Here is a 14,700-nt window from a genome sequence, read left to right on the forward strand (position 1 = left end):
GGGCCGAGGTGGAGGGCGGCGATGCGGTCTTTGATGTCGAGGTGCACGACGACGGTGGTGTGCGCGCTGTGGGGGCGCCGGGCGGCGTCGGCGTCCCAGGCGGTGTCGATGATGTCGAGGAACGCATCCACCGTCGTCGGGGCTGGGGGCCGCTGCCCGGACGGGGTGTCGGCGTGGTCGCGGTCCCACTGGGCGACCATGCCTTCGCGCCGGAACGTCAGGGCGGCGTCGACTTTCGCTGATTCGGCGTGGGGCAGGGTGATGCGCCAGTAGGTGTGCTGCTCATCTGAGGTCGTGGTGATCGACGCCTGCGGCGGCTCAGCCGCGGGTTTGGGCTCGTTTTCGAGCTCGGGTTCGGGTGCGGGTTTGGGTTCGAGTTTGATGGCGGTGCGCAGTTGGGTGACCGAGGCGTTGGCGGCCAAATGGGCGTCGTGCTCGTCGGATCCGGGTCCGGCGCTTTCGGCGATCACCCCGACCTGATCCAACGACAGTCGGCCCTCCCGTAGGGCCTGCACGCAGTGGGGGAATTCGGTGATGCGGTGGGCGATGGCGGCGATGGTCTTGCCGTTGCGCGGCGAGGACCCGGTCTTCCAGGCCATCAACGCCGCGATCGAGCGCGCACCGGTCATGCCCGCCAGTTCGTCGTGTTCGATCTCGGCGGCGATCTCCACCAGGCGCCCATCGATGGCGTTGCGCTGACCCATCAGCTCGCCGATCTCCTCGAACAACGCATCGAGACGATCCGCCGAACGCGTATCCACGCCATAGGAAGTCGCGACCGAAGGCATGACCCCATACAAGCAGAGGGGTCCGACAAGCAGCGCTACGGCTGGATGCGGATCTCGCCCGGCTTCCACAGCCCGCTGTGTGTCGCGGTGCCCAGATCGATCTGCGCCGGTTCGGCGTCGACGATGGTGTCGAACCTGCGCAGCGACCCCCAGTCCTGACCCCAGTCCTGGGAGAGGTACGTCGACATCACCGACGCCCGCAGCAGCAGGTCGGTGATGCCCAGCAGACCGCCGTTGAGGCCGTCCTGCCAGGTGTCGGTGCTCTGCAGCTTGGCGTAGTAGTCCGGTGAAATGCGGAATTTGGGGACCTCGGTGACCCCGTTGGCGTGCAGCATCGGCTGCTGGCACGGGAACGCCAACCCGACCGCCCAGTCCATCAGCACCGGCTGCTCGGAGCCCACGTACTCCTGCACCGACCGAACCTCGGGCACGCGTGGCGGCGTCACCGCGATCCAGTCGCCCTGACCGAGATTCAGATCCTCGGCGATCACACGGACGGCCACCGCGTCACCCGGGATCTGCGCCCGCGGATAGCGCAGATTGCGCCACGACGGTGTCGGCCCGATGTCGTACGGGTCGACGCGACCGGCGGGCACCGGCGCACCGTCGGGGCCGCGGCGGGCGTACTCCAGCGCGACGGTCTGTCCGGAGGTGAATCCCTCTGCGACACTGCTTCCGGCGATCGTGCCCGCTGCGGTGATCACGACGAGGGGGTGGGCGTCGTCGGGTGCGGGCAGTTCGTACCATGCGGACGCCAGCCGGCTTTCCTGTTGCACGCCAGTCGAATACGTGCCTGCGACCGGGATCCGGGTGGGGTCCAGGCCGTAGGGCAACGGCACCGTCGAGCCGTTCACCCCGGGCTCGGACAGCTGCTCGGGCTGGTTCCAGTCGTAGTCGGTGCCGGGCTGCGGATTGTTCAGCCGGATCGCCTCGGCGATGATGCGGTCCGGAACGCCGTTGGGGGAGAAGCCCACCGGCCCGGTGCCGCCGAGCGGTCCCAGCGACCCGTATTCACCCGGCAGCGCCCGCAGGAACCCCGCGTTCGAATCGGGTTCGACGAGCACGTCGTCGGCCAGGCCGCAGCCGCCGGCGAACGCGCGGATGTTGGCCCACCCGTTGGAGTAGGTCGGGTACTGGCGCACCACGCCGATCGCCATGGACGCCACCATGACCAGGACCATGAACCCGGCGGCCACGGGAATCGGTGCCGCGGTGAGCACGTCGACCACGCGGGACCGCCGCTTGTCACCGACGTGCAGCAGGAACGCCCACACGGCCGCGACGCCGCACAGCACGAAGAACACCGCGCTGACCGTCACACCGCCGAGCGCGGGCACCGACGTGTTGAAGGGTGCGCCGAAATTCGAGACGTACCACCAGCCGTTCGTGGACGCGAAGCACAGCGCCAGCACGAAGAGCAGCCCCGCCAGGAACGCCATCCGGTTGCGCGCCGACCGCAACACCACCGGCGAGACCAGTACCGTCGCCAATGCCGCCATCGCGCCGCCCACCGCGGCGAACAGGCCGAAGTGGTGGATCCACTTGGTGGGGGTGAACATCAGGAAGAAGATGGTGGCGAAGATGATGCCCATCAGCCGCCAGGCCGGTCCGCGCGCGACACCGGGTATCCGTTTGCGCCGCAACATGATGAACAGCGACGAGAACAGGCACAGCGCGGTGAACAGGAAGGCCACCCGCCGGGCGATCGCGCCGTCCACGGTCGGCAGGATCAGGTAGTAGTACCGCAGATTCTCGGTGTACCACTCCTGGCTGGGGCCGATCGCGGTGCGGATCCTGGTGGCTTCCAGCACCGTCGACAACGTCTGGTCGGCGAACACCACTGCCAGCACCACGGTGCCCGCGGCGAGCAGCGGCGCGAGCAGCGGCCAGATGCCCACGGTCTGCCTGCGCCGCATCAGGATTCGCAGGATCGGGCGGCCACCGGCCACCAGCGCGGCCACGGCGATCAGCCCGGTCGGCTGGATGCCGAGCGTGAACGCGGCGGTGGTCACGGCCAGCGCAGCGGGGGTGAGTCGGCCCGACGTGACCGCCCGTTCGATCAGCACGTAGGTGATGAGCGCGCCGGTGGCGATCTGACCTTCGGGGCGCAGCCCGTTGTTGAACGGCATCCACGCGCCCAGCAGGACGAACCCGGCTGCCCACAGGGCGGGGCGACTGGCGATCACGGCGGGCCCGAGGCGGGGCAGCACCTCGCGTGAGAGCAGCAGCCAGCAGACGACCGCGCAGATGAGGTCGGGCAGCCGCATCCAGATACTGGCGGTGCTGACGTGGGTCATCAGTGCCAGCAGGTTGTAGTACCAGCCGAACGGATCCTCGGGGCTGCCGAACCAGCGGAAGTAGTTCGACATGTAGCCGGCGTGGTCGGCGACTCGCGCCATCTGCAGGATGTAGCCGTCGTCGGAGGAGTTCGCGCCGATGACGTACCAGATCGCGAAGCCACCGAGCACGACGCCGTCGACGGCGGTCACCGTGCGCCATCGCGTGGGGATCAGGTGGTGCATCCGGCGACCGTCGAGGCGGTCCAGCCGCCACAGCGCCAGCAGCGCGATGACGGTCGAGATGATCGCCAGCAGGATCGCGGTCAGCTTGAGCGCGGTCGGCTGAGTGGTGAACCGGGTGTCGATGGTCGCCGAGAGCGACATCCCCGGTGGTGCGGGTCCGGTGAGGTCGGTGAACACGCCGACGATGGCGGGCCGCAGGTTCGGGTCGGCGTAGCCGGTGCGCTGCGGTGAGCCGTCGGCTCGGCGCAGACCGACGAAGTCGGCGAACGTGCCGTCCTCCGAGGAGGTGATGTCGATGCGTTCACACCCCGGGGTCCCGGTGACCCGGGCCCGGTTCACGCTGGCGACCACGACGTTGCGGACGATGACGTCGACGCGGGTGCGGGTGACGTTGACCAGCATGGCGTTGAGTGCCGCGTCACGGCCCTCGGCGGGGGCGGTGCCGAACACCAACCCACCCTCGGCGGGCAGCGTCCGGACCACCTCGCACGGCACCGAGGCGGTCAGGCTCACCGGCGCCTGGGAGAGCAGCGGCGCGGTGACGTTCGCGAACTGTCCCTGCTGTGGCCAGTTCAGGGTCGCCGTGGTCTGGGTGACGGGCAGCAGCGGGGTGGCGACGGCCATGACGAAGCCGAGGAGCCCGGCGATCGTGGCGACCCAGCGCGCGAGCTTCACGTCCCGGCCTGATGCGCCGTTCACGGCTTTTGCTGATGTGCCGTTCACGGCTGTTGCTGATGTGCCGTTCACGGCAGTGCCCTCACCGGTCCGCCGCGGCTCCACCCGAACACTCGCTTCGACCCCTCCTCGATCACGGCATTGGGAGCGTCGTCGCGCGGCACGAGCCGGATGTAGCGTTCGATCGAACCCCAGTCCCGGTACCAGTCGTTGCTCAGGTAGGTCGGGATCGTCGCCGTCCGCAGCAGGGCCTGGATGAACAGGAACGGCCCACCGTCCTCGGCGGACTGCCACTGGTTCGACGAGGTGACCACCTGTTTGAAGTTCGGCAGGATCCGGTACTCCGGCAGTTCGGCCACCCCGAGGTGTTCGGCGAACGGCCGCTGACACGGGAAGTTCGCCGCGGTCGCGATGTCCATCAGCACCGGTGTCTGCGAGCCGAGGAACTCACCGGCGGTCTGCAGCACCGGAACCCGCGGCGGCGTGAACGCGAACCACTGATCCTCCGACAGGTTCGGGTCGTCGGCGACGATGCGGGCCACGTTGGCCTCCGGCGGCGCCCAGGTGAGCGGGAAGCGCAGGTTGCGCCACGCCTTCTGCTGGACGATGTCGATCGGCTGGACCTCGTCGAGCGCCTGGTAGGAGCCGTCGGGCCGGTGCACACCCCACTGCAGTTTCAGTGACTGCCCGTAGTTGAAGGACCCGTCCTCCTCGTAGTACCAGATCGCCCCGGCGGCCGCGACGGTCACCAGTGGCCGGTCGGGGGTCCGCGGTGGCAGCTGGTACCACGCCGAGGTGGCCTGCGCGGCAACTCCGGCCTGATCCGAGCCGGGCTCGTCGAAGCTCCCCATCACCGGGGTGCGGTCGGGGTCGAGGCCGAACGGCAGGAACACCCGCGAACCGTTGACGCCCTCGGGCCCGTAACCGCCGCCGGTGCCCGCCGCGTATCCGACACCGATGTTCGGTTTGTCGACGGGTCCGTCTGAGTTCACCGTGCCCGGGTTGGCCGCCACGGGTTCGGCCGGTTCGAGGGTGTCGCTGACGCCGTTGGGGGTGAAGCCGACCGGGTCCTCACCGCCGAGTGGGCCGTACTCGCCGAAGCGCTGACCGGGAACCGGTTGCAGCATGCCGGCGTTCGTGTCGGCCTCCACGAGCACCTCGTCGGCCATCGCGCAGCTCGTGTCGGACAGGCCCGAGCGCAGGGCCGCCGCGTTGGCCGCGCCGATGGTGTAGACGGGATAGCGGCCGACGGTGGCCTTGACCATCGACCCCAGTTCGAGCACCACCATGATGACGGCCACCACGAGCAGCGGGGTCGACGCCAGCGCCCGGTTGCGTCCGGTGTCGGCGACCTCGGTGTGGCCGGCGTAGTCGATGCGGAAGTGCAGCCAGCCGGCGAGGATGCCGCCGGCGATCGCGAGCACCAGGAAGATCGTGGTGACGGGGTAGCCGACGATCACCGGTTGCTTGTCGAACCAGGGCACCCCGTAGTTCGCGACGTAGAACCAGCCGTTGATCCCCGACGTCGCCCACGCGAGCACGAACAGCAGTGCGGTGACGTACAGCGCCAGGTTCCGTCGACTGTTGACGCCCACCCGGGCGAACGCGAACGCGGTGATCCCGCCGAGCGCACCGGCCAGCCCGGCGAACGCGCCGAACTGCACCGCCCATTTCGTCGGCGTCAACGTCAGCAGCAGCAGCCCGACGGCCGTCGTCCCGGTCAGCCGCCACACCGGACCCCCGAAGGTGCCGGGCAGCCGTCCGCGGCGCAGCAGCAGCACGATGAGGCCGAACAGACACAGCAACAGGATCAACACCGAGAAGCGGCGGCTCAGGGAGCCGTCCACGCTCTCCTCGACCGTCAGGAAGTAGTACCGCAGGAACTCCTGGTACCACGGCAGCGTCGGGCCGACCACGTACTTGATGCGCACCGACTCGGCGACGGTCGCCAGCGTCTGATCCCGGAAGACGACGACGAACAGCAGCGAGGCCGCGGCCACCAGCGGGGCGAGCGAGGGCAGCAGCCCGTCGACAGCACGGCGGGCCGAGACGATGTGGGCGATCGCGCGCGCACCCACCAGCAGCGGCGCGAGGGCGACCAGACCCTGCGGCGCCAGCGTCACGGAGAACATCGCGACGACGACGGCGGCCGCGGCGGGCCACAGCTGCCGCGTTCCGATCGCGCGCTCGACGAGCATCCACACCGCGATCACCGCGAACGCGATCAGCGGTTCGGGCCGCAGACCGTTGTTGAACGGCAGCCAGGCCGCCAGGAACACCGCGCCCGCGGTCCACACCGCGACCCGGTTGGCGGCCAGACGCCTGCCGAGCCGCGGCATCACGCAGCGGCTGATGATCAACCACGTCGCGATCGCGGCGGCCGTGGCGGGGATGCGCATCCACACGCCGGCCGTGCTGACCGACGCCAACTGCGCGAGAACGCTCTGATACCAGTCGAACGGTGCCTCCGAGGCGCCGAAGTAGCGGAAGTAGTTGGCGGTGTAGCCGGCTTCGTCGGCGACGCGCGCGATCGTCAGGTTGTAGCCGTCGTCGGACGACTGCGCCCCGACCACATGCCAGATCAGCAGCGCCCCGATCACCCCGACGTCGGCCAGCCACGTCGACAGGCCGACCCTCCGCAGCGTGCGCCAGGAGCGCGGAACACCACGTCCGACGCGCCGGTCGAGGACGGCCAGCGCGATCATCGAGGCGATCACACACAGCACGCCCAGCGTCATCACCGCCAGCTTGAGCGGCGTGGGGCTCGTGATGAACCGGGTGTCGACGTCGATGCGGGCGCTCAGACCGGGCTGCGAGGCCACCTCGAGTTCGGTGAACACCCCGGCGACCTGCGGCCGCTTGTCGAGCGACAGCGTGCCCGCCGCACCGGGGATGCCGACGAAGTCCGCGCCCACCGCGCCCACGTTGGCCCAGATGCGCAGTTCACTGCAGGCGCCGGCGGCGATCGCGCTCCGTGGGGCGACGGCCGCCACGGTGTCGCGGAACGCCACCACCACGGCGTCGGCGTTGGCGCGGACGAACAGCCCGTTGCGGCCCGCGGCGATGCCCCCGGGCGGGATCGTGGAGAACACCAGGCCGCCGTCGGCGGGCATGGTGGCGATGGCCTGACAGGGGATGGTCACGTCGAGCGCGAGCGGGGCGCCGGACACCAGCGGGGCGGTCAGGTTGCCGACGAACCCGTCCTCAGCGGGGGCCTGGGGCCACAGAATCGTGGCGGTGGTCTGCCTGACCGGCAGCAGCGGGGCCAACGCGCACAGCACGATGCCCGCCAAGCCCGCGACGACGGCGATCAGGCGGACGAAGCGGTGTGCGGGCACGAGCGTCGATGGTAGGCGACGCACCTAGTGGCGCAGCGGCGCCGGGCTCCACAGGCCGCTACGCGTTGTCGAACCGAGATCCAGCCGGGCCGGCACGGCGTCCCGGTAGAACGGCGTGAGCTGCTGCAGCGCACCCCAGTCGCGCGACCAGTCGTCCTGCAGATAGGTCGGCAGCGTCGTCGGGCGGAGCAGCAGTTCGGTGATGCCCAGCGGGCCGCCGCCGAGGTAGTCCATCACCGGGGAGTTGGCCTCCGCGCCGAACCGGTCCGGCATGATCCGCCACTTGGGCACCTCGACGACGCCGTTGCGGTGCTCGAACGGCCGCTGGCAGGGGAAGGCCAGCCCGACCAGCCAGTCGAGCAGCACCGGATCCTCGGAACCCACCACGTCCTGCAGTGACCGCAACTCGGGGATGCGGGGCGGGGTCAGCGCGATCCAGTGGTCCGGGCTCAGGTCGTCGTCGGTGGCGACGAGGCGCACCCGGGTGGCGTCGGCGGGGACGGCCGCCAGCGGCACCCGCAGGTTGCGCCACGCCGGCGATGCCCCGACGTCGGCGAACCCGACCGCGCCGCCCGGCTCCGGGTTCGCGCCGCCCTCGTCGCTGGCCCACTGCACCACCACGTCGCCCGGGTCGAAGCGACCCGCCGCCGACACAACGAGCAGCGGTCCGGCTTCGTCGCGGTCGGGCAGCCGGTACCACGCGGACCGCAGATCGGCCGGCGCCTGCGTGCCGCTGCGCCAGCTGCCCAGCACGGGGGTGCGGGCCGGGTCGAGGTTGAACGGCAGCCGGGCGCGCGAGCCGTTGATACCCGCGCGCGCGGTGGTGCCGCCCTCGGTGCCGGCCTCGCCGCCGGTCTCGGTGTCGCCGTCGGTGTCGGCGAAGTTCGTCGCCCCTGTCTGGTTCATCACCGCGTCCGCGGACACGTCGGACGGGATGCCGTTGGGACTGAACGCCTGCGCGGAGGCCGCCCCCAGCGCGGCGCCCGCCGGACTGCCGAGGGGAGCGAGGAGCCCCTCGTTCGGGTCCTGTTCGACCATGACGTCGTTGGCGAGCCCGCACGTCTTCCCGGTCAACGCATCGAGATTGGACCGGCCGACCGTCCACGCCGGGTACTGGCTGACCATCGCCAGCGTCAGCGACACCACCTCGAACAGGACCACCAGCCAGGCGGCGATCGCCAGCGGGGACTGCGCGATGCGGCGCCAGCGCCAGCGGCCGTCGTCGCCGGGGGAGGTGTCACGGCCCGAGAAGTGGAACCACGCCGCCAGCAGCAGCGTGACCACCGACAGCCCGAGCAGGATCGTGGTGAAGCCGAACTTGTACTCCGGGAACGAATTCGACCACGGCACACCGAAGTTCGAGACGTACCACCAGCCGTTGACCGTGGCGAACGACAGCGCGGCGACGAACAGCACCGTGGCCGCGAACATGGCCCGGTTGCGTCGCGAGCGCATCGCCACGGCCAGCACCGCCACGGCCGCCAGCGCGCCCAGCGAACCCGCGAGTCCGGCGAACACCCCGAAGTGGTGGGTCCACTTGGTGGGCGTGAACATCATCGCCAGGAACGAGATGATCGTGATGCCGATGATCCGGCGGCTGGGGCCCGCGGCGGTGCCCGGGATGCGGCCCTTGCGCAGCGTCATCGCCACCGACACCGTCAGCGCGAGCAGCAGCGTCAGCACCGCGAAGCGCCGCGCCACCGATCCGTCGGGGCTGGTGGTGAACAGCCGCGAATAGCGGATGTGTTCGTCGAACCAGCTCAGGCTCGGCCCGACGGCGCTCTTGAAGCTGCTGGCCTGCAGCTCGCCGACCAGCGTCTGGTCCCGGAAGATGAGGATCGCGGTGACGGTGCCCGCGGCCAGGACCGGTGCCAGCAACGCGAGGTACCCGAACCGTGAGGTGTGCCGGGCGACGATCGTCTTCAACGGTCCGACGGCCACCAGCAGCGCACCGACCGCGGCGATACCGGTCGGCCCGGAGAACAGGGTGAGCGCGCCGATGATGATGGCGATCGCGACGGGCAGCAGCCGGCTGGTGGCCACGCCGCGCTCCACCGAGCACCAGGTCAGCAGGATGCCCAGCGCGATGATCGGCTCGGGGCGCAGGCCGTTGTTGAGCGGCAGCCAGAACGCCAGGAACATGCCCGCGGCGGTCCAGGCCGCCGCCCGGTTGGCCTTCACGGCATGCCCGAGGCGGGGGATCACCTCGCGGCTGATGACCCACCAGCAGGCCAGGGCCATCAGCAGCGTCGGCAGCCGCATCCACACGCTGGCGGTGCTGACCTGCGCCCACAGCGCGAGCAGGTCGTAGTACCAGCCGAACGGGGCCTCGGGGGTGCCGAACCAGCGGTAGTAATTGGCCATGTAGCCGGCGTGCTCGGACACCCGGGCCATGGTCAGGATGTAGCCGTCGTCGGCGGTGTTGGCGCCGACGAAGTGCCACCACACCAGCACGGCGGTCACCAGCCCGTCGAGCGGTGTCATCGACCACCAGCGCGACGGCAGGAAACGGCGGTGGCGCATTCCGTCGTCGGTGTCGAGGACGTGCAGCGCGCCGAGTGCGATGACGGTCAGCGCGACGCCTGCGAACATCACCAGCAGTTTGAGCAGGGTCGGGGTGCTGCTGTAGCGGGAGTCGACGGTGGCCGAGAACTCCAGGCCGGGCGGCGCCGGTCCGGACAGGTCGGTGAAGACACCGACGATCTGCGGCCGGAAGTCGTAGCCGCTGCGTTCGCCCCGCAACGGGCCGCCGGGCTCCTCGCCCGGTTGCACGTCGTCGGGGCCCTGGACGAGCCCGACGAATTCGCCGGTCACCTTGTCGGCGTGGGCGGTGAACACCAACTGCTCGCACTCCGGGCTGAGCACCTCGGTCAGCGGCGCCGAGACCACGGGTGTGTTGCGGACGATGACCAGCAGGTCGTTGTTGACCCGCTCGATCAGCAGGCCCCGGTCGATGGCCTTGGGTGCCTGTTTGGGGACCGTGGACAGCAACACGGTCCGGCCGGTGTTGGCCGGTCCGGCGAGCCCGGCGGCCGCCTGGCACGGCACCGTGATGGTCAGATCGGTGGCGACATAACCGATCAGCGGGGCGTCCACACTGCGCAGCACGCCGTCCTGCGGCCAGTTCAGCTCGGCGGTGGTCTGCTTCACCGGCAGCAGCGGGGTGGCCAGCGCCATCGCCGCGCCGAGCAGTCCCGCGACGATGGCGATGAGGCGCGCCGTCCGGTGGTTGCTCCCGACCGCAACCCCAGAGTTCACGGGCGTAGATGTTAACGGCCTGGGCTGGGTGTCAGCCATCGGCCGGTTGTCTGATCGCCAGCACGAACGGACCGATCTCGGAAACCTCGAAGCGCGGGTCGTCGAACAGCGCCGCGTCGAGCTTGACCTGGTACCGCCGCACATTCGGCTGGTTGGGGTAGACGTCGGAGGCCAGCCGCAGGGTGTAGGTGTTCTCTGATCCGCGGCGCATCAGGAACACCGTCGGCGGATCCCACGGCAGTTCGTCGAGGGCCGTGATGAACCGGTCGGCATCGCCCAGGGTCTGCCATCCCTTAATGGCCTCGGCGCGCTGGTCGAACTGGGCCAGCGGATTCGCGTAGTGCGACGTCAGACCCTGGAACCCGTAGTAGGGGTAGTAGGACAGGAAGCTGTAGTCCGCGGTCAGCACGATCGTCTCGTTGCGGGGACGGCCGGTGGCGTCGAGGATCGCCGCGTCCACCTCGCGGTAGTAGCGTTCGGCGCCGGGCGGCCTACGGTCGGCGCGCTGCCCGTAGCCGTCGGTGTCGGTGTAGGCGACGGCGATGTCGGGCCGCAGCGTGTCGGGGATGTCCTGGCTGAACGTCAGCGCGCCGATGGCGCCGATCGCACCGGCGGCCACCAGCACACGACGGCTGGAGAAGCTGTCGGCCAGGCCCCGCGCCGCCTCCACGAATCCGAAGACGCCGGCGGCCGACAGCAGCACCACCAGCGTCGGCTGCAGGCGGAACGAGAGCAACGTGGTGCCCGCCAGCGTGGTCAGCATCGACAGCAGTGACCAGGCGTAGACCGCGAGGACCGCGATGGCCAGCGCCCCCGCCCTGGTGGAGGTGCGGGCGCGCACCACCAGCCACACGGTGCCGACCAGGCAGAGCGCGCCGAGCAGCGTGAAGCTCAGCATCGGGAACGACAGCTGCGCGCCGTCGGCGGGCAGATAGTGCTGCGCGGTCCCGGTGTCGGCGGGGGTGCCGCGCAGCGCGGCCAGCAGGTACGGCGCCCACCCGATCAGCGCGATCGCGCCGGAGATCACCGCGATGACCAGCAGGCGCAGCAGCGGTTCGGCGCTCCGGCGGGCGACGGCGACGACGGCCGCCATGATCACCAGCGTGAACGCCGCGTAGGCCAACAGCAGCGTGTAGAACAGTGCGGCCACGCCGAGGAACAGCCCGACCCCGACGATCGCCGCCCAGCCGCCGCCGGGCCTGGTGCCGGCCCGCAGCCCGGACCAGGCGAGCACGAACACCGGCGGCAGCAGCACGGCGATGATCGCGGCGTACGGTTCGGCCGGCGAGTAGGCCAGCATCACCGCGGTGGTGGCGGTGGCGACGAGCAGCGCGTACCCGAACCGGATCATGGCCGCCCACAACACGAATGCGAGGGCGACGGCGACGGCGATCGAGATGATCGCCCACGGTTTGAACATCTCCCACGCCGGCGTGCCGGTCAGCGCGGCGAGCCGGCCGCCGAGCCAGAACCACCCGGGCGGGTAGAACGGCGGCAACCCGTAGTAGGTCATGTCGTGCAGCGCGGCGGTGTCGGCGAAGCGGGTGAGGTATTCGGTGCGGAACTGCTGATCCACCGAGATGCCGAACAGATAGAGCCTGGTCGCCCCCAGCGGCATCGCGAGCGTCACGACGGCGAACGCCGACAGGAACACCGTCGACGCCGCGTGCGCCGCCAGGCGCCGTCCGCGCCGGTGCAGCCAGCCCGCGGCGAACAACCCTGCCAGAGAGCCGAACTGGCCGACGGTGGTCAGTGCGTGCAGTTGGTTCGACGAGTTGTACGCCGGCCACTCGACCCGCGCGATCGCCGTGAGCGACACGACCGCGACGGCCGCGGCGATCAGCGCCGCCACCACCATCCGGCCGGCGGTCGTGATCGGGGCGGCCAGCGAGTTGGTGCCCACCGGGTTAGATGGGCAGCTTGCGGAAGATGGGCCGCGGGATGTGGCGCAGCACCATCATCACGTAGCGGAAGGCGCCGGGCGCCCAGACGAGGTCCTTGCCCTTGGCCGACGCGGTGACCGCCAGTTCGGCGACGTACTCCTTGTCGACGGTCAGTGGCGCTTCCTTGACGTGGGCGCTCATCCGCGTGCGCACCTGGCCGGGGCGGATCACTAGCACGCGAACCCCGTACTCGCGCAGGGCTTCCCCGAGGCCGAGGTAGAACCCGTCCAGCCCGGCCTTGGTCGAGCCGTAGACGAAGTTGGACCGCCGCACACGTTCACCGGCCGCCGAACTCATCGCGATGATCTGGCCGAAGCCCTGCGCTCGCATCTGTTCGCCGAGCAGCACCCCGACCGAAACAGCTGCGGTGTAGTTGATCTCGGCGATCTGCACCGCCTTGCGCTGGTTCTGCCAGAGTTCCTCGGCGTCACCGAGCAGTCCGAACGCGACGATCGCCACATCGATGTCGCGGGATCCGCCGGCGGTGGCTTTGTCGATGACGTCCGGGTGGCTCTTGGTGTCGACGGCGTCGAAGTCGATCACCTCGACCGATTTCGCTCCCGCGCTACGCATCTGAGCGGCCGCGGCGTCGCGGCCCGGATCGTCGGGCAGGGCGGCGAGCACGATCCGGGCGGGCGCGTCGCGCAGGTAGCGCTCGCAGATCGCCAACCCGATCTCGGAGGTCCCGCCGAGCAGCAGGATGGTCTGGGGGTTGCCGACGGCATCGATCACCATGCGCGCACCATCTAGAGCAGCTCCAAACGTCGGGCCATGTCGGAGGCGAACACCCCGTCGGGGTCGACGCGGCGGCGCACGGCGATCCACTCGTCGATGCGCGGGTACATGGCGTGGAAGGTTTCCGCGGTGGTGCGGGAGTCCTTGGCGGTGTAGAGCCGTCCGCCGAACTGCAGCACCCGGTGGTCGAGCCCGCTGACGAAGTCACCGAGTCCGGGTTTGATCGGGAAGTCGACGCAGACGTTCCAGCCGGGGATCGGGAAGCTCAGCGGCGCTTTGTTTCCCGGACCGAACAGCTTGAACACGTTGAGGAACGAGTAGTGCCCGGAGCGCTGGATGTCGACGAGGATGGCCTTGAACTCGTCGACCGCCTCGGTGGGGACCACGAACTGGTACTGCAGGAATCCGTTGCTGCCGTAGGCGCGGTTCCACTCTCCGAACATGTCGAGCGGGTGGTAGAACTGCGTCAGGTTCTGGATCTTGCCGCGGTAGGTGCCCGACTTGCGGTACCACAGTTCGCCGATCGGGCCGAACGTCCACTTGTTGGCCAACCCGTTGGGGAAGATGTCGGGGAACGTGAGCAGTTGCGGCGCATCGAATTTCAGCGGATTGCGGCGCAGCTTTTGGGGCAGCTGGTCGAGGGTGGCCAGCGAACCGCGGGAGATGGCGGCGCGACCGAGCTTGGGTGGCGGGCTGATCGCGTCGAACCAGGCGCTGGAGTAGGTGTAGTCGGCCTCGCTGCCGTCGCTGTGGATGGCGATGGTCTCGTCGAGGTCGGCGTTGGGGTCGCCGTCGGCGATGAAGTACGCGGTCTCGGTGGGTGTCATCGCGATGGTCGCGCGCAGGATGATCCCGGTCAGCCCGTTGCCGCCGACGGTCGCCCAGAACAGGTCGGCGTCCTTGCCGCGGGGTTTGAGGGTGCGCACGGTGCCGTCGGCGGTGAGCAGGTCCATCGAGCGGACGTGGTTGCCGAAGCTGCCCGCGCTGTGGTGGTTCTTTCCGTGGATGTCGCAGGCGATCGCACCGCCGACGGTGACCTGGCGGGTGCCGGGCAGCACCGGAACCCACAGGCCCAGCGGCAGCGCCGCGCGCATCAACTGGTCGAGATTGACCCCGGCGTCGACGTCGACGAGCGCGGTGTCGACGTTGATGGTGTGGATGCGGTTCAGGGCGGTCATGTCGACGACCAGACCGCCGCCGTTCTGCGCGTTGTCGCCGTAGGAGCGGCCCAGCCCGCGGGCGATGACGCCGCGCTGCGGATCGTCGGCGACCCGCGCGACCGCCTTGGCGATCTCTTCGGGGTCGGGCGTCGACAGCACCTCGGCCACGGTGGGCGCGGTGCGGGCCCATCCGGTGAGCCGCCGGGTCGTGGTCTGCAACATCGTGACGAGGGTACCGCCCCGGCCGTCCGGCTCCGTCGAGCCCGGAAAAGGTGAGCGGG

General features: G+C 70.0%; 7 protein-coding genes. All 7 read right to left on the reverse strand.

What is annotated here, in order from left to right:
* A partial coding sequence (locus tag AU196_RS12225) for a DUF222 domain-containing protein (RefSeq protein ID WP_157546272.1) occupies nt 1-788 on the reverse strand: 788 nt, incomplete at its 3' end.
* Between the two features lie 35 nt (nt 789-823).
* A complete protein-coding gene (locus AU196_RS12230) occupies nt 824-4,009 on the reverse strand; it encodes an arabinosyltransferase domain-containing protein (protein ID WP_197415773.1) in 3,186 nt (1,061 codons plus the stop codon).
* A 44-nt stretch (nt 4,010-4,053) separates the two neighbouring features.
* Nucleotides 4,054-7,323 carry an arabinosyltransferase domain-containing protein gene (locus AU196_RS12235; protein WP_059095348.1) on the reverse strand — a complete coding sequence of 1,090 codons (3,270 nt, stop codon included), beginning with the start codon at nt 7,321-7,323 and terminating at the stop codon, nt 4,054-4,056.
* A gap of 24 nt (nt 7,324-7,347) precedes the next feature.
* The gene (locus AU196_RS12240) at nt 7,348-10,620 is read right to left on the reverse strand and encodes an arabinosyltransferase domain-containing protein (protein ID WP_059095349.1); all 3,273 of its coding nucleotides are present in this window, start codon (nt 10,618-10,620) and stop codon (nt 7,348-7,350) included.
* A complete protein-coding gene (locus AU196_RS12245; protein ID WP_059095423.1) occupies nt 10,613-12,439 on the reverse strand; it encodes a galactan 5-O-arabinofuranosyltransferase in 1,827 nt (608 codons plus the stop codon). The genes AU196_RS12240 and AU196_RS12245 overlap by 8 nt, the downstream gene beginning before the upstream one ends.
* 49 nt (nt 12,440-12,488) lie before the next feature.
* On the reverse strand, nt 12,489-13,259 hold the full coding sequence (gene dprE2, locus AU196_RS12250; RefSeq protein ID WP_059095350.1) for a decaprenylphospho-beta-D-erythro-pentofuranosid-2-ulose 2-reductase: 771 nt from the start codon (nt 13,257-13,259) through the stop codon (nt 12,489-12,491).
* 11 nt (nt 13,260-13,270) lie between these two features.
* Nucleotides 13,271-14,641 (reverse strand): decaprenylphosphoryl-beta-D-ribose oxidase, encoded by a 1,371-nt coding sequence (dprE1, locus tag AU196_RS12255; protein ID WP_059095351.1) that lies wholly within the window; start codon nt 14,639-14,641, stop codon nt 13,271-13,273.
* Nucleotides 14,642-14,700: the final 59 nt, after the last annotated feature.

It is taken from the genome of Mycobacterium sp. IS-1742, assembly GCF_001500125.1.
Lineage (GTDB): Bacteria > Actinomycetota > Actinomycetes > Mycobacteriales > Mycobacteriaceae > Mycobacterium.

Coding starts and splice junctions, on each gene's coding strand:
- AU196_RS12240 (WP_059095349.1), bottom strand. CDS start 10,620: ATGGCTGACACCCAGCCCAGGCCGTTAACATCTACGCCCGTGAACTCT.
- AU196_RS12245 (WP_059095423.1), bottom strand. CDS start 12,439: ATGGTGGTGGCGGCGCTGATCGCCGCGGCCGTCGCGGTCGTGTCGCTC.
- dprE1 (WP_059095351.1), bottom strand. CDS start 14,641: ATGTTGCAGACCACGACCCGGCGGCTCACCGGATGGGCCCGCACCGCG.
- dprE2 (WP_059095350.1), bottom strand. CDS start 13,259: ATGGTGATCGATGCCGTCGGCAACCCCCAGACCATCCTGCTGCTCGGC.